This window comes from Luteimonas sp. Soil_C_5, assembly GCF_057656615.1.
In genome coordinates this window covers 625,116-640,840 of sequence record NZ_JBDGKA010000003.1, presented here as the reverse complement: position 1 = coordinate 640,840, position 15,725 = coordinate 625,116, and the positions used below count along the sequence as shown (strand labels likewise).

Below are 15,725 nucleotides of genomic sequence, written 5' to 3'. Positions count from 1 at the left end.
TTCGAAAGCTTCAGGGTTTCATTGGCTTGCCGGCGGCCGCACCTGCCTGCGCCAAGATGGCATCGACGATGCGTCGCGAAGCCTGCCCGTCGCCGTAAGGATTATGAGCTCGGGACATTTGCTCATAGGCGGCCGGGTCGTCGAGAAGCTTTGTTGCCGCTTCGACGATTCTGGCTTGGGATGTGCCAACCAGGAGAACGGTGCCAGCATCCACCGCTTCGGGCCTCTCAGTGGTGTCACGCATGACCAGGACCGGCTTGCCGAGCGAGGGTGCCTCCTCCTGCACTCCGCCGGAATCGGTGATGATGAGGTACGACCTCGACATAAGATAGACGAAGGGCAGGTAATCGAGCGGATCGATCAGGGTGACATTCGGCGCCTCACCGAGGATCCGGTTGACCGGTTCCTGGACGTTCGGGTTGAGGTGGACGGGATAGACGATCTGCGTGTCGCCCCTGGCCGCGAGTTCTGCGAGTGCCCGGCACATCTGCTCGAATCCCGTGCCGAAGTTCTCCCGCCGGTGTCCCGTGACCAGAATCAGACGCTTGGCCGGATCTAGGAACGGAAACAGAGCTTCCATTTCGGCGGAGAGGCCGTCGTCAAGCTCGATCTTCTTCACCACCGCAAGCAGGGCGTCGATCACGGTATTTCCGGTGACGTGAATCGAGTCTTCCGGAATGTTCTCCTGCAGCAGGTTTTGCCGACTGCGCTCGGTCGGCGAGAAATGAAGTGCGGAGATCGGCGCCGTAAGGCGGCGATTCGCTTCCTCGGGCCACGGTGCGCTCATGTCTCCGGTCCTCAGCCCTGCTTCCACGTGTCCCACCGCCACCTTGGCGTAGAAGGCGGCCAGCGAAGTGGCGAGTGTGGTGCTGGTATCGCCGTGAACCAGAATGAGGTCGGGCTTCCGCTGCTCGATCACCGTGGTCATGCCTGTGAGGATCTTGGCAAACAAGCCCGGCAAGGTCTGGCCGGGCTCCATGACATCCAGGTCATCATCCGGCCTGATGTCGAAAAGGCCTAGAACCTGGTCAAGCATCTGGCGATGCTGGGCTGTGACGGCCACCAGCGTCTGGATGTCCTCAGTGGCGCGTAACGCTTCAATTACCGGCGCCATCTTGATCGCTTCGGGACGTGTACCGAAAACCACCATTACTTTTTTCATCCAGAACCCTACAAATATGAGGAGGCCAAGCGATGGCGGGTCGCGTCGCCGCCGCGCGACGGGAGATGCCGTTAGAGCGCCGCTTCCAGCTCCGGCAGCACCTTGAACAGATCGCCCACGAGTCCGATATCTGCGATCTCGAAGATCGCCGAGTCGGCGTCCTTGTTGATCGCGACGATGGTGCCGGCGTCCTTGATACCGGTCAGGTGCTGGATGGCGCCGGAGATGCCGATCGCGATGTAGAGCTCGGGGGCAATGATCTTGCCGGTCTGGCCGACCTGCATCTCGTTCGGCACGTAGCCGGCATCGACCGCGGCGCGCGACGCGCCGACAGCGGCGCCGAGCTTGTCGGCGAAGTCGAAGATGATCTTGAAGTTCTCTTCGGAACCCACGCCGCGGCCGCCCGACACCACGCGCTTGGCGCTCTGCAGGTCGGGACGGTCGGTGCTGCCGGCAGCCAGGCCGATGAAGCGCGTATGCGTCGGCAATTCGGCCTCGACGCTGGTCGCTTCGACCGCGGCGCTGCCACCGCGTGCCGCTTCCTGCCAAGACGCCGTGCGCACGGTTGCGACCACGGTCTGGTCGGACGGCGCCTCGACGGTGATGATCGCATTGCCCGCATAGATGGGGCGCTTGAAGACGTGGCTGCTCTCGACTGTCATCAGGTCGGAGATCTGGTTCACGCCCAGCAGCGCGGCGACAACCGGCAGCAGATCCTTGCCGAAAGTGGTCGACGGCGCGAAGACGTGGCTGTAGCCGGCGGCGAGCTTGGCGATCTGCGGGCCGAGCACCTGCGCCAGCGCCTGCGCATTGGCCGGATTGGCCACAGCGAGGACTTTCGAGACGCCGGCGATCGTTGCAGCCTCGGCCGCGGCGCCGGCCGGATCCGCGGCGAACACCGCGACATCGATGGACTCGGGCGAAAGCGCCTGCGCCGCGGCGACGGTCTTGGCAGTCGCGCTGGCATTCAGGGTGCCGTCGAGGTGCTCGGCGATGACGAGGACGTTGGACATGAAGTTCTCCTGCGATCCGGCACCAAGCCGGACGTCACTGGGCTCCCGCCTGTGCGGGAGCGGCGGAAATCAGAGCAGGCCCTTGGCCTTCAGCGTTGCGACCAGTTCGGCGGCGTCCTTGACCATGACGCCCTTGCCGCGCTTGGTCGGCGCCTCGTAATGCGTGGTCTTGAGCGTGTCGGCCGATTCGACGCCGAGATCGGCGAACGGAATCGACTCCATCGGCTTCGCCTTCGCTTTCATGATGTCGGGCAGCTTGATGAAGCGCGGCTCGTTGAGGCGCAGATCGGTCGTGATGACAGCCGGCAGGTCGACTTCGAGCGTCTCCAGCCCCGCGTCGACCTCGCGCGTCACCGTGGCCTTGCCGTCGGCGATCTCGACCTTCGAAGCAAAGGTTGCCTGCGGCCGGCCCCACAGCGTGGCCAGCATCTGGCCGGTCTGGTTGGCGTCGTCGTCGATCGCCTGCTTGCCGAGGATCACCAGGTCCGGCTGCTCCTTCTCGATCAGCTTGAGCAGGGTGCGCGCGGCCGTCAGCGGCTGGATTGGCTGGTCGCAGACCACGTGGATGGCGCGGTTGGCGCCCATCGCCAAACCATTGCGCAGGTGGGCCTGGGCATCCGCGGGGGCGATCGTCGCCACCACGACCTCGGTCACCACGCCCTTGTCGCGCAGGCGCAGGGCTTCTTCCAGCGCGATCTCGTCGAACGGATTGGCCGACAGCTTGACGCCGTCGGTGACCACGCCGGACCCGTCCGGCTTGACCTGGATGCGGACGTTGTAGTCCACCACACGCTTGTAGGCGACGAGGATCTTCATCGTGCGGAGCTTCCTTCATGACAGTGGAACACCCGGCCGCTGTGGCTGGCTGGGGCAACACGTGATTCTAGCGGTGGGCAGCCTGGACTGCGAACGATGATGCCTGTGGTCAAAAGACGGCGTGTTCAGCTGGGCCTCCATGCCGATGGGTGCGACCCGGTATCCTGTCGCCCCGCCTAACGGCGGGCTTACAGTCACCACAGGAGCGTGTGCCCGTGCCAACCTGGCTCGTTACCGGCGGCGCCGGTTTCATCGGCGGCAATTTCGTGCTCGAGGCCGTGCGCCTTGGCGTTCGCGTGATCAATCTCGATGCCCTGACGTATGCAGGCAACCTGCACACGCTGGCGTCGATCGATGGCAATCCCGATCATGTGTTCGTGCATGGGGATATCGGCGACCGGGCGCTGGTGGCCGGGCTGTTGGCCGAGCATCAGCCGGACGCGGTGCTGAACTTCGCAGCCGAAAGTCACGTCGACCGTTCGATCGACGGCCCTGCCGCGTTCATCGAGACCAATGTCGTCGGTACCCTGGGACTGCTCGAATCTGTGCGCGACTACTGGAAGGCGCTGCCGGACGGCAGGCGCGATGCATTCCGCTTCCTGCATGTCTCGACCGATGAGGTCTACGGCACGCTCGGTGAGACAGGCAAGTTCACCGAGACCACGCCTTACGCGCCGAATTCGCCGTACTCGGCGTCCAAGGCGGCATCCGACCACCTGGTGCGTGCGTTTCACCACACCTACCGGCTGCCGGTGATCACCACCAACTGCTCGAACAACTACGGGCCGTATCACTTCCCCGAGAAGCTCATTCCGCTGGTGATCGCCAAGGCGCTGGCTGGCGAGCCGCTGCCGGTCTACGGCGACGGCAAGCAGGTCCGCGACTGGCTGTTCGTCACGGATCACTGTGCCGCGATCCGCACCGTGCTGGAGAAGGGCCGCGTGGGCGAAACCTACAACGTCGGCGGCGACTCCGAACGCCAGAACATCGAAGTGGTGGAAGCGATCTGCCGCCTGCTCGATGCGCGTCGTCCGCGCGAGGATGGTCAGCCGCGCAGTAGCCAGATCACCTACGTGACGGACCGACCCGGTCACGACCGTCGTTACGCAATCGATGCGTCCAAGCTGCAGGGCGAGCTGGGGTGGAAGCCCGAGCACACCTTCGAAAGCGGCATCGAGACCACCGTCGACTGGTACCTCGACCACCAGGAATGGGTCCAGCGCATTCTCGACGGCAGCTACCGCCTCGAGCGTATCGGCACCGCCGCCTGATCCATCCTCCATCCAGGTCCGCGCTGCGCGCGGGCTGCCAAGGAACGAGACCCATGACCCAACGCAAGGGCATCATCCTCGCCGGCGGCTCCGGCACCCGGCTGTATCCCATTACCAAGGGCGTCAGCAAGCAGCTGCTGCCGGTGTACGACAAGCCGATGATCTATTACCCGCTCAGCGTACTGATGCTGGCCGGTATTCGCGAAGTGCTGATCATCAACACGCCACACGAGCAGGTGCTCTTCCAGACCCTGCTGGGCGACGGTTCGCAGTGGGGCATGGACATCCAATACGCAGTGCAGCCGAGTCCTGACGGCCTGGCGCAGGCCTACCTGATCGGCCGGGATTTCGTCGGTGGCAAGCCGAGCTGTCTGGTGCTGGGTGACAACATCTTCCACGGGCATGGACTGACCGACATGCTGAGGCGGGCAGATGCGCGCACCGATGGTGCAACCGTGTTCGGTTACTGGGTCAACGATCCGGAACGATACGGTGTCGCGCAGTTCGACGCGTCGGGCAAGGTGGTGGATATTGCCGAGAAGCCGGAAAAACCGCTTTCGAACTATGCGGTCACCGGGCTTTACTTCTACGACGGCCGCGCCAGCGACTACGCTGCGGAGCTCAGGCCGTCACCACGGGGCGAGCTGGAAATCACCGACCTCAACCGGGTTTATCTGGATGCAGGCGCCTTGCATCTCGAAGCCCTTGGTCGCGGCTATGCGTGGCTCGATACCGGAACGCACCAGTCGCTTCACGAGGCGGCCAATTTCATCGAAACCATCCAGAAGCGTCAGGGCCTGCAGGTGTGTTGCCCTGAAGAAATCGCGTTCGGACGGGGCTGGATCGATGCGGCCCAGCTCGAGGCGTTGGCCGCGCCCCTGATCAAGAATGGCTACGGGCAATATCTGTCCGCACTTGTGAAGCGTGGAACGATGGGATGAAGGTGCTGGAGACATCGTTGCCCGGCTGCGTAATCATCGAGCAGCCGGTGTTCGAAGACGCGCGTGGATTCTTCTTCGAAGCGTGGAATTCGGAACGGTTCGGGACGCATGGTCTTCCCGGAAAGTTCGTGCAGAGCAATGTGTCTTCCTCGTCGAGAGGGGTGCTGCGTGGCCTGCATTACCAGTGGCCCCGGCCGCAAGGGAAGCTCATCAGCGTGATCGAGGGCGAGGTATACGACGTCGCCGTGGACCTCCGGCGCGGCTCTCCGTATTTCGGAAAGTGGACGTCGACGATTCTCGACAGCAGGTCGAAGCGGCAGCTCTGGATCCCCGAAGGGTTCGCACACGGCTTTGCCGTGCTCTCCGAGCGCGCGGTGTTCAGCTATCTGTGCACGGATGTGTACGTGAAGGACGCCGATGCCGGGGTACGCTGGGATGATCCGGCGATCGGGATCGAATGGCCGGTCCAAGCACCTCTGCTGTCGGACAAGGATGCGATGGCCCCGTTGCTAGCGGATGTGCCGGAAGAGCGGCATCCGGTGTTCGTGCCGTGAGCGTGCTGCTCTTCGGAGCGAACGGGCAAGTCGGCCAGGAACTGCTGCGCGCACTTATACCGCTGGGTGATGTGGTCGGTACGACCCGTGCCGGCACGCTGCCTGACGGCAGTGCGTGCCTGACCGCGGACTTCGGAGACCCCGATTCGGTACTTGCATTGCTGGACGCAACGCAGCCGGCACGCGTGATCAACGCAGCCGCCTACACCGCAGTCGACAAGGCCGAAAGCGAGCCCGCGGCGGCGCAGGCCGCGAATGCGGAGACCCCGGGCGCGATCGCACGCTGGTGCGCCGCGCATGATGTGCCGCTAGTGCATTACTCCACCGACTACGTGTTCGACGGCAGCGGTACGCATCCGTATCGCCCGGATGACGCCACGGCGCCGCTCGGCGTTTATGGCGCGAGCAAGCTCGCGGGCGAAGAGGCGATCCGCGCGGCGGGTGGCCGACATCTGATCTTCCGCACCGCCTGGGTGTATGCCGCACACGGCCAGAACTTCCTGCGCACGATGCTGCGGGTCGGTGCCGAGCGCGACGTGCTGCGCGTGGTCGCCGACCAGATCGGGACACCGACACCGGCGGCGCTGATTGCGGATGTCACCGCGCAGATTCTGCTTTCCGACGCTGAGGCTTCAGGGACCTGGCATCTGACGGCGACAGGCGAAACCAGTTGGCACGGATTCGCCGAGGCGATCTTCGACGGCGCGGTCGAGCGCGACCTGATCGCACGTGCGCCGACGGTGGAGCCGATCACCACAGCCGACTATCCGACGCCGGCGAAGCGTCCCGCGTATTCCCGCCTGGACACGACGACGCTCGAACGCGACTTCGGGATCGCGTTGCCTGACTGGCAGGCTGCGCTGGGCGATGTGCTCGATACCCTGGCTGCCACGCAGCGCTGAGGCGCTGCCGGCGAACACACGAAAACGGCGCCCTCTGGCGCCGTTTTGCATTGGAGGGGGGGCGACCGGAATCAGGCGCGCCCGTAGGTGTCCTCGAAACGCACGATGTCGTCCTCGCCCAGATAGCTGCCCGACTGCACTTCGATCAGTTCCAGCGGCACTTTGCCGGGGTTGCGCAGCCGATGCGTCACGCCGAGCGGAATGTAAGTGCTCTGGTTCTCGCTCAACAGCAGCACGTCATCGCCCCGCGTGACTTCGGCCGTGCCACTGACGACGATCCAGTGTTCGGCGCGGTGGTGGTGCATCTGCAGGCTCAGCACGCCACCCGGTTTGACCGTGATGCGCTTGACCTGATGACGCGGACCGTTGTCGATCGAATCGTAGGCGCCCCACGGGCGGTAGACCTTGCGATGCCACGCCGCCTGCGGCAACTCGCGTGACTTGAGTTCGGCCACGACGTCCTTGACCTGCTGGATGCGGTCGCTGCGTCCGACGAGGATCGCGTCCGCTGTTTCCACGACGATCGTGTCTTCGAGTCCGATCATCGCGATCAGGCGCTCGCCATAGGCGTAGGTGTTGCGGCAGTCGATCGACACGACTTCACCGTGATGGGCATTGCCGTCGGCGTCCTGCGGAGAGACCTCACGCAGGCTCGCCCATGAGCCGACGTCACTCCAGCCGGCGTCCAAGGGCATCACCACGGCCGCATCTGTCTTTTCCATCACCGCGTAATCGATCGAATCCGACGGGCTCGCAGCGAACGCATCGGCGTCGAGCCGGGTGAAGTCCACGTCCTTGCGCGCGCCCGCCCACGAGGCGCGCACCGCGGTCAGCATCGCCGGCGCATGGCGTTCGAGCGCAGCGAGGTACGCGTCGGCGCGGAACAGGAACATGCCGCTGTTCCAGAAATGATCGCCGGACGCGACGTAGGCCTGGGCGCGCGCCAGATCCGGCTTCTCGACGAAGGCTTCGACTGGCGCCGGGCCTTCCGCGTTGCCGGGCGCCGCCTTGATGTAGCCGTAGCCGGTCTCCGGTCCGCGCGGCACCACGCCGAACGTCACCAGTTTGCCGGCCTCGGCCGCAGGCAGCGCGGCGCGCACTGCGGCATGGAAGGCCTCGGGCGTCTGTACGACATGATCTGACGGCAGCACCAGCAGGACCGCATCCGGCGTCGCACGGAGCGCTTCGAGCGCGGCGGCGGCGATTGCAGGCGCCGTGTTGCGGCCGACCGGTTCGAGCACGATCGCTGCCGGCGTCGCACCGGCCTGTTGCAGCTGCTCGGCGACGACGAAGCGATGCGCTTCATTGGCGACGACGATCGGTCCGGCCTTGCCAGCCAGCGGCGCGGCGCGCAACCAGGTCGCCTGCAGCATCGTGTCCGTGCCGACCAGGGGCAGGAACTGCTTCGGGTACATCTCGCGCGACAGCGGCCACAGGCGTGTGCCTGAGCCACCGGAGAGCAGAACCGGGACGATCGTGGACATGGCAGGCCTCAGGCGGACAACAGGTCGGACAGTTCGCGGGTGCGCGCATCGAGCAGCGCACGGTCGGCGCGCGTCTCGATGTTGAGCCGCAACAGCGGTTCGGTGTTGGAGCTGCGCAGGTTGAAGCGCCAGTCGCCGAAGTCGGCGCTGATGCCGTCGGTGCGATCGATCGTCGGCGACTGCGCGGCGTAGTGCGCCATCACGCGGTCGACCGCGACCTTCGCATCCGCGACGCGGAAGTTGATTTCGCCGCTGCACGGGAACTTCGCGACCCGCTCGGCCACCAGATCGCCTAGCGATCGGCCACTCGTGGACACGAGTTCCGCGATCAGCAGCCACGGAATCATGCCGGAGTCGGCGTACGCAAACTCGCGGAAGTAATGATGCGCGCTCATCTCGCCGCCGTAGACGGCGTCCTCGGCACGCATCTTCTCCTTGATGAAGGCGTGGCCACTCTTGCACAGCACCGGCACGCCGCCGGCGGCTTCGACCTGCTCGACGGTGTTCCAGACCAGGCGCGGGTCGTGCACGACCTTGCCGCCCGGCTGTTTGGCGAGGATCGCCTCGGCCAGCAGGCCGACGAGGTAATAGCCTTCGATGAAGGCGCCGGTTTCGTCGAAGAAGAAGCAGCGGTCGAAATCGCCGTCCCAGGCGATGCCGAAGTCCGCGCCGTGTTCGCGCACCGCGTCAGCCGTCGCCTGACGGTTCTCCGGCAGCAGGGGGTTCGGAATGCCGTTGGGGAAGCTGCCGTCGGCCTCGTGGAACACGCGCACGAACTCGAACGGCAGGTGGGGCGCGAGCAGGTCGACGATCGAGCCGGCGCCGCCGTTGCCGGCATTGACCACGAGCTTGAGCGGACGCAACGCCGCGGCGTCCACATAGCCCAGCAGATGGTCGATATAGGCCGACTTGTCGGGCGCTGCGGTTTCGGTACCCGGCGTGGCGACGGGCGCAGGCAGATCGCCGGCCTCGACCGCATCGGAAATCGCGAACAGGCCCGTGTCCGAACTGATCGGACGGGCATGCTCGCGCACCAGCTTCATGCCGTTGTAGTCCATCGGATTGTGGCTGGCGGTCACCATCACCCCGCCGGCTGCGCCGAGGTGATCGACCTGGAAGTAGACCTCTTCCGTGCCGCCGACACCGATGTCGATGATCGTGCGCCCCTGGCTGCGTAACCCTTCCGACAGTGCAGCCTGCAGATCCGGGCTGCTCAGGCGCACATCGCGGCCCAGCACGATCGCGCCGGGCGGCAGCTGCGCGGCCAGCGCAATGCCGATGTCGCGGGCCAGGCCGGGATTGAGTTCGTCGGGCACGCGGCCGCGGAGGTCGTAGGCCTTGAAGGCGGGCAGGGGCATGGACGTTCCGTTCGAGGGGGACTGCCGTGATTCTAGCCCGCGACCCGGGCGCAACCCGTGCAGCCGCATTTGTCGTCGACGCGGCCTTGGAGTGCACTCGCTAGAATGGACGGCCAACGCGCCCCCGAGATTCGAGATGAGCGAGCAGAGTTCCGCCGCCCGACGCGGCAAGCAGTATCCCGACGCCGCGACGGCATTGGCCGACATCGTGGTCGATGGCCAGACCTTCGCGGTCGGCGGCTTCGGCCTGTGCGGCATTCCCGAGGCCTTGATCGCCGCACTGCGCGATTCGGGCGTCAAGGACATCACCGCGATCTCCAACAACGCGGGCGTCGACGGCTTCGGCCTCGGCCAGCTGCTGGAGACCCGGCAGATCCGCAAGATGATTTCGTCGTATGTGGGCGAGAATAAGGAGTTCGAGCGCCAGTACCTCGGCGGCGAACTCGAGCTGGAATTCAACCCGCAGGGCACGCTGGCCGAGCGCCTGCGCGCCGGCGGTGCGGGCATCCCGGCGTTCTTCACCGCGACCGGCTACGGCACGATCGTCGCCGAGGGCAAGGAGACGCGCGAGTTCGACGGCAAGCACTACGTGCTGGAAACCGCGCTGGTCGCCGACGTCGCGCTGGTCAAGGCGTGGAAGGCCGACACGGCTGGCAACCTCGTGTTCCGCAAGACCGCGCGCAACTTCAACCCGGCCTGCGCGATGGCCGGCAAGGTCTGCGTGGCCGAGGTCGAGGAGCTGGTGGAGATCGGTGCGATCGATCCCGACCAAGTGCATCTGCCGGGCATCTACGTGGACCGCATCGTCGTCAACACGGCGCCTGAAAAGCGCATCGAACAGCGCACCGTGCGAGGAGCGAAGTAATGGCTTGGACCCGTGACGAAATGGCCGCGCGTGCTGCGCGCGAGCTGACCGACGGCGCCTACGTGAACCTGGGTATCGGCCTGCCCACGCTGGTGGCGAACCACATCCCCGATGGCGTCGACGTGTGGCTGCAGAGCGAGAACGGCCTGCTCGGCATCGGCCCGTTTCCGTCCAAGGACGAGGTCGATGCCGACCTCATCAACGCTGGCAAGCAGACCGTGACCGCACGCAAGGGCGCGAGCTACTTCGGCAGCCACGACTCGTTCGCGATGATCCGCGGCGGCCATATCGATCTGGCGATCCTGGGCGCGATGCAGGTCACCGGTAGCGGCGATCTCGCGAACTGGATGGTGCCCGGCAAGATGGTCAAGGGCATGGGCGGCGCGATGGATCTCGTCGCCGGCGTCAAGCGCGTGGTCGTGCTGATGGAGCACGTCGCGAAGGACGGCAGCCACAAGATCCTGCCCGAGTGCACGCTGCCGCTGACCGGCGTCGGCGTGGTCGACCGGATCATCACGGATCTGGCCGTATTCGACGTCACGCCGGATGGCCTGGTGCTGGTGGAGACCGCGGAGGGCGTGGATCCCGCGGCGCTGCAATCGCAGACCGGTGTGGAGTTCCGCAGCGTCAGCTGAATCGGCGTTGCGCCTGCAGGCCCCAGCGCCTGCGGGCACGGATGTCGGACGCACCGGACTTCTTCGCGGATCGGTGCGTCAGGACGGGCGATTGCACGGAAGCGGCCGGTCGTTCGTCGCGCGCAACTTGTTACTTGGTGAGCGTCGACACACGTGCGAGCACGCGCCGTCCGGGACGCCCGGCGTGTCGCTCCGGGGTGTCGATGCACAGGCGCAGGGGACGAGCAATCAGTCGTCCCGGCGGCATGGCATCTCCTGGGCCGGACGACGCGGCTCGGTGTGCCGAACTGCTACGGTGCTGCGATGCCTGACGTCGCCGACACCGCCGACTGGATCCTGCACCCGGCCTGGCTTTCCGAAGATGCGGCGACGGCGCTGTTCAGCGCCCTGCTCAACGGCCTGCCCTGGTCCCACCACCGCCTGCGCATGTTCGGACGTGACATCGACGCGCCGCGGCTGAGCTGCTGGATCGGCGATCCGGAGGCGACGTACCGCTATTCGGGCACGACGTTCTCGCCGCATCCCTGGCCGGATGTTCTGCGTCCGGTTCTGGCATCGGTGTCGCAGGCGGCCGACGTCGGGTTCAACAGCGTGCTCGCCAACCTCTATCGCGACGGCCGCGATGCGATGGGCTGGCACAGCGATGACGAGCGCGAGCTCGGTCCGCGGCCGGTCATCGCCTCGCTGAGCCTGGGGGCAACGCGGCGTTTCCTGCTCAAGGCACGGCAGCCGGTGGGCGAGGGCGGGAGTGAACGGGTGGCGCTCGAGCTGGGGCATGGCAGCCTGCTGCTGATGCGCGGCGAGACCCAGTCCCGGTACCGGCACGCGCTGCCGCGAACCGCGCGCCCCGTGGGGCCGCGGATCAATCTCACGTTCCGGAAGATCCTGCGCTGAGCTGGGATCGTGATGGAGGGCTTTGCGGCGCGGGCGTCAGCGGCAGGCGGGAGGCGTTACCTCGCCAGCCTGACCAGACGCCCCGCTGCGCCATTGATGAGCGTCAGCGGCGGACCGGCACCGCGGGCCGCGTATGCGTGGCCTCGTGCGCGTTGCCCACTTCGAGGATCCAGCCGACCATCTCGCCGCTGATGGTCTGCAGCGACGCATTGAACGCGTCGACGACCTGGGCCACCTCGGTGCTGTTGGCGGGTGCGGCGGCCAGGAAGGTGCGTGAGCCGACGACGGTCTGGTCGATGTTGTGGATCAGCTTGGCGTTGACCTCGATCGTCGCCGCCGGCAGCACGTTGCCCGCGTAATCCGCTTCGAAGCGGCGCAGGTCGATGACCAGCTTGTAGTCGGCGGTGATGCCGGCGCCCTGGCGGGCAACGGCCGGAATGCGGTCCGAATCTTCCAGCGTGCGCAGGACGGCGTCCTGGAGCATGTCCGTCGGCGTCTTCGCCCAGCTGGCGCCGCGATAGACCTGCAGTTCGCTCGGGGTCGGGCGCACCGCGATGCGGAAGCTGTCGATCATGCGCGCGGCGGTCGGCGGACTCAGCGTCAGCTGCCAGTCGGCGCGCGGCCATGCCGGATCGGCCTGGACGCGCGGATCGGGCGCGTAGATCGTGGCGCGGTCGCGGTCACCGCCGCCGCCGCCGAGCAGCGACGAGCAGCCGGCGAGGATCGGCAGCAGCAGGCACGCGGCCAGCAGGCGACGCGATACGGACATCGGGTTCGGGTTCGGCGTGCTCATTCGGGTTCGAACTCCTTGGGCGCGTCGCGACCGAGCAGGTAGCGGGCAGGATTGGCGTCGAGGCGGTCGCTGATGCGGCGCAGGTCGCGGACCAGCGAACGCAGCTCGCCGAGGGTGGGGCCGAGCTGCGACAGGCCGTCGTTGGCGAAACTGCTGATCGCCGCGCGGTTCTCGTTGAGGATGGTGTCGGCGCCGCCGGCGGCCGAATCCATGCGCGCGAGCGTGCTTTCCAGGCTGGCCACGAGGGTCGGCAGCTTCTGCACCAGTTCGCGGTCGAAGTTGGTCATCGCGCGGTTGGTCGTCGTCAGCGTCTGCTCCAGCTGTTCGCTGGCGGTGCGCGCATTGACGATGATCGCGGCCAGATCCTCGCGCTGCCCGGCGACCGAGCCGGTCATGCCCTCGATGTTCTCCAGCGTGTTGGCGATGCGCGCGACATTCTCTTCGCTGAGCACCCGGTCCAGCCGCTCGACTAGACGGTTCGCGGTGTCGGAGATGTTCTGCAGCGCCGAGGCCTCGGTCTGGATCACCGCCACCTGGTCACGGTCTTCGGACACCAGCAGCGGCGCCTCGGGCGAGCCGCCGGTCAGCTGGATGATCGGCGAACCGGTCAGGCTGGTCATCGACATGCGCGCGCGCGTGTCGGTCTTCACCGGCGCATTGGCCTGCAGGCGCAGGCGCGCGATCACCTGGCGCGGATCCTCCGGCGCCAGCTGCAGGTTGTCGACCGTGCCGACCGCGATGCCGTTGTACTGCACGCTGCTGCCTTCGCTCAGGCCGGTCACCGGCTCGCGGAAAATCACATCGAACTCGTTCCAGCTGCGGTCGGACGAATACTTCGCCGCCCACAGCGCGAAGCCGAGCAGGGCGATCGACGCGACCAGCGTGAATGCGCCGATGAGGACGTAATTGGCTCTGGTTTCCATGACTCAGTCGGCTCCCGGGCCCTGGGCCCTGGCATCGCGTGCGGCACGGCCACGCGGGCCGTGGAAATAATCCTGGATCCACGGATGGTCGATCCGTTCGATCTCGTCCACCGGCGCGACCGCGATGACCTGCTTGTCGGCCAGTACCGCGATGCGGTCGCAGATAGCGTACAGAGTGTCGAGATCATGGGTAATGAGGAACACGGTCAGGCCGAGCGCCTCTTGCAGCGTGCGGATCAGGCGGTCGAAGGCCGCGGCGCCGATCGGATCCAGCCCGGCCGTGGGCTCGTCGAGGAACAGCAGCGGCGGGTCGAGCGCGAGGGCGCGTGACAGGCCGGCGCGCTTGCGCATGCCGCCCGACAGCTGCGACGGCACCTTGTCCAGCGCATCGGCGGGCAGGCCGGCGAGCTTGATCTTCAGCAGCGCCAGCTCATAGCGCAGCGAATCGCGCAGGTCGGGATGGTGTTCCTTCAGCGGCACCTGCACGTTCTCGCCGACCGTCAGCGACGAGAACAGTGCGCCGTCCTGGAACAGCACGCCGGTGTTGCGTTCGATGTGCCGCCGATCGGCGGGATCGCGCGACAGCGCGTCGGCGCCGAGCACTTCGATGCTGCCCGCCTGCGGCGTGCGCAGGCCGAGGATGGCGCGCATCAGGACCGACTTGCCGGTGCCCGAACCGCCGACCACGCCGAGGATCTCGCCGCGGCGCACGTCGAGGTCCAGGTTGTCGTGCACGGTCTGTTCGCCGAAGCGGTTGGTCAGGCCACGTACGCGGATGGCGAAGTCGCCGTCTGTGACCTCGGCATTGGTGGCCGGAGATTCGGCATCGGGCAAAGCATCGCCTTCCCGCACACCGGGCAAGTCATGACGCTTCTGCTCTTTCGAATCACCGATCACGAATCACCCGTAACCCTGCGGTTGCGACGTCCAAAATCCCGAATCCTGAAGCCCCGGTCCCGGCACCATCACCAACCCACGTTCATGAACCAGATCGCCGCGAAGGCGTCGACCACGATGACCAGCGAGATCGTCTGCACCACGCTGGAAGTGGTGCGCTCGCCCAGCGACTGCGCCGTGCCCTGGACCTGCAGGCCTTCGAGGCAGCCGATCAGCGCGATGATCATCGCGAACACCGGTGCCTTCGACATGCCGACCAGGAAGTGCCGCAGTTCCATCTGCTCGTGCATGCGCGCCATGTAGGCCTGCGGCGGAATGTCGAGGCTGAAGGCGCCGACCGTGAGGCCGCCGACGAGGCCGGCGACCATCGCGATGAAGGTCAGCAGCGGCAGCATCACCAGCAGCGCCAGCACGCGCGGGATCACCAGCAGATCGATCGGATCGAGGCCCAGCGTGCGGATCGCGTCCACTTCCTCGCGGCCGACCATCGCGCCGATCTGCGCGGTGAACGCGCTGGCAGTGCGACCGGCAAGCAGGATCGCGGTCAGCAGCACACCGAATTCGCGCAGGAAGGCGATCGACACCAGTTCCACGACGAAGATCGTCGCGCCGAAATCGGCGAGGACCGTCGAGCCTAGAAACGCGATCACCGCGCCGACCATGAAGGACAGCAGCGCGACGAGCGGCACCGCGTCCAGGCCGACCTGTTCCATGTGGTGCACGGTGGACGTCACCCGCAGCCGGCGCGGCGAGGTCACCAGGCGTGCGAGCTTGACCAAGGTCTCGCCCATGAAGCTGACCAGCGCGACGATCTCGCGGCCGTTGTCGTGCATCGTGTAGCCGAGCCGGCCCAGCGCCGCGGCGAAGCCGTACTCGCGTTTCTTCTTCGGACGGTCGTCGGAAACGTCCTCGATCACTTCGACCAGCGCGTGGTGGTCGTCGCGGAATGTGAAAGTGGTGAAGTCGAGCCCGCGTTTCTCGGCGAAGCGCACCAGCTGCAGTACGCCGAGCGAATCGAGCCGGTCGATCCCGGTCGCATCGATGCTTTGCACCGAGGTGTCGGTGCCGCGCAGCACCGTGTCGATGTCGCCCGCATGCTCGAGCGTCCAATGGCCGTGCAGCCGCAGCGTGCCGTGATCGGCGTCGGCCTCGGCGCTGGGCATGGCATGGGACGGTACGGTCATGCGGTGGACGCGGGGCCGGGATGGGGACGAAGT

The 15,725-nt window shown here is 66.4% G+C and carries 16 protein-coding genes; 7 read left to right on the top strand and 9 right to left on the bottom strand.

Annotation, left to right across the window (positions count from 1 at the left end):
* Positions 1-10: 10 nt before the first annotated feature.
* The 3 genes from wecB to AC3A5K_RS11225 all read right to left on the bottom strand — a co-directional run bounded on the left by wecB (position 11) and on the right by AC3A5K_RS11225 (position 2,991).
* Positions 11-1,162 (bottom strand): non-hydrolyzing UDP-N-acetylglucosamine 2-epimerase, encoded by a 1,152-nt coding sequence (gene wecB, locus AC3A5K_RS11235; RefSeq protein ID WP_487617604.1) that lies wholly within the window; start codon positions 1,160-1,162, stop codon positions 11-13.
* Positions 1,163-1,233: 71 nt separating this feature from the next.
* Positions 1,234-2,175 carry an electron transfer flavoprotein subunit alpha/FixB family protein gene (locus tag AC3A5K_RS11230; protein WP_487617603.1) on the bottom strand — a complete coding sequence of 314 codons (942 nt, stop codon included), beginning with the start codon at positions 2,173-2,175 and terminating at the stop codon, positions 1,234-1,236.
* A gap of 69 nt (positions 2,176-2,244) precedes the next feature.
* Positions 2,245-2,991, bottom strand: coding sequence for an electron transfer flavoprotein subunit beta/FixA family protein (locus tag AC3A5K_RS11225; RefSeq protein WP_487617602.1), 747 nt, complete (start codon positions 2,989-2,991; stop codon positions 2,245-2,247).
* Between the two features lie 215 nt (positions 2,992-3,206).
* Here AC3A5K_RS11225 and rfbB point away from each other — a divergent pair, with 215 nt between their 5' ends.
* From rfbB to rfbD, 4 genes are read left to right on the top strand one after another with little or no spacing between them, the layout of a single operon-like run.
* Positions 3,207-4,262 (top strand): dTDP-glucose 4,6-dehydratase, encoded by a 1,056-nt coding sequence (gene rfbB / locus AC3A5K_RS11220; RefSeq protein WP_487617601.1) that lies wholly within the window; start codon positions 3,207-3,209, stop codon positions 4,260-4,262.
* 53 nt (positions 4,263-4,315) lie between these two features.
* On the top strand, positions 4,316-5,203 hold the full coding sequence (gene rfbA, locus AC3A5K_RS11215; protein WP_487617600.1) for a glucose-1-phosphate thymidylyltransferase RfbA: 888 nt from the start codon (positions 4,316-4,318) through the stop codon (positions 5,201-5,203).
* The gene (rfbC, locus tag AC3A5K_RS11210; RefSeq protein ID WP_487617599.1) at positions 5,200-5,757 is read left to right on the top strand and encodes a dTDP-4-dehydrorhamnose 3,5-epimerase; all 558 of its coding nucleotides are present in this window, start codon (positions 5,200-5,202) and stop codon (positions 5,755-5,757) included. The genes rfbA and rfbC overlap by 4 nt, the downstream gene beginning before the upstream one ends.
* The gene (rfbD, locus tag AC3A5K_RS11205; protein ID WP_487617598.1) at positions 5,754-6,659 is read left to right on the top strand and encodes a dTDP-4-dehydrorhamnose reductase; all 906 of its coding nucleotides are present in this window, start codon (positions 5,754-5,756) and stop codon (positions 6,657-6,659) included. The genes rfbC and rfbD overlap by 4 nt, the downstream gene beginning before the upstream one ends.
* 71 nt (positions 6,660-6,730) lie before the next feature.
* Here the strand turns inward: rfbD and AC3A5K_RS11200 are convergent, their stop codons facing one another.
* Together AC3A5K_RS11200 and AC3A5K_RS11195 are read right to left on the bottom strand one after the other, a co-directional pair.
* Complete coding sequence (locus tag AC3A5K_RS11200; protein ID WP_487617597.1) at positions 6,731-8,143, bottom strand: mannose-1-phosphate guanylyltransferase/mannose-6-phosphate isomerase; 1,413 nt, start codon at positions 8,141-8,143, stop codon at positions 6,731-6,733.
* 8 nt (positions 8,144-8,151) lie between these two features.
* Positions 8,152-9,501 (bottom strand): phosphohexomutase domain-containing protein, encoded by a 1,350-nt coding sequence (locus tag AC3A5K_RS11195; RefSeq protein ID WP_487617596.1) that lies wholly within the window; start codon positions 9,499-9,501, stop codon positions 8,152-8,154.
* Positions 9,502-9,637: 136 nt separating this feature from the next.
* On the opposite strand from AC3A5K_RS11195, the gene AC3A5K_RS11190 reads away from it, so the two are divergent.
* The 3 genes from AC3A5K_RS11190 (at position 9,638) to AC3A5K_RS11180 (ending at position 11,895) form a co-directional block, all read left to right on the top strand.
* Positions 9,638-10,366 (top strand): CoA transferase subunit A, encoded by a 729-nt coding sequence (locus tag AC3A5K_RS11190; protein WP_487617595.1) that lies wholly within the window; start codon positions 9,638-9,640, stop codon positions 10,364-10,366.
* Positions 10,366-11,001 (top strand): CoA transferase subunit B, encoded by a 636-nt coding sequence (locus AC3A5K_RS11185; RefSeq protein WP_487617594.1) that lies wholly within the window; start codon positions 10,366-10,368, stop codon positions 10,999-11,001. Before AC3A5K_RS11190 ends, AC3A5K_RS11185 begins: the two co-directional genes overlap by 1 nt.
* Before the next feature lie 303 nt (positions 11,002-11,304).
* Positions 11,305-11,895 carry an alpha-ketoglutarate-dependent dioxygenase AlkB family protein gene (locus AC3A5K_RS11180; protein WP_487617593.1) on the top strand — a complete coding sequence of 197 codons (591 nt, stop codon included), beginning with the start codon at positions 11,305-11,307 and terminating at the stop codon, positions 11,893-11,895.
* Between the two features lie 103 nt (positions 11,896-11,998).
* Here AC3A5K_RS11180 and AC3A5K_RS11175 read toward each other — a convergent pair whose 3' ends face one another.
* From AC3A5K_RS11175 to AC3A5K_RS11160, 4 genes are all read right to left on the bottom strand, one after another.
* Entirely contained in the window at positions 11,999-12,664 is a 666-nt protein-coding gene (locus AC3A5K_RS11175; RefSeq protein WP_487617740.1) for an ABC-type transport auxiliary lipoprotein family protein, read from the bottom strand.
* A 20-nt stretch (positions 12,665-12,684) separates the two neighbouring features.
* Positions 12,685-13,611 carry an MlaD family protein gene (locus tag AC3A5K_RS11170; RefSeq protein WP_487617592.1) on the bottom strand — a complete coding sequence of 309 codons (927 nt, stop codon included), beginning with the start codon at positions 13,609-13,611 and terminating at the stop codon, positions 12,685-12,687.
* A 3-nt stretch (positions 13,612-13,614) separates the two neighbouring features.
* The gene (locus AC3A5K_RS11165) at positions 13,615-14,445 is read right to left on the bottom strand and encodes an ABC transporter ATP-binding protein (protein ID WP_487617739.1); all 831 of its coding nucleotides are present in this window, start codon (positions 14,443-14,445) and stop codon (positions 13,615-13,617) included.
* A gap of 131 nt (positions 14,446-14,576) precedes the next feature.
* Positions 14,577-15,692 (bottom strand): MlaE family ABC transporter permease, encoded by a 1,116-nt coding sequence (locus tag AC3A5K_RS11160; RefSeq protein ID WP_487617591.1) that lies wholly within the window; start codon positions 15,690-15,692, stop codon positions 14,577-14,579.
* Positions 15,693-15,725: the final 33 nt, after the last annotated feature.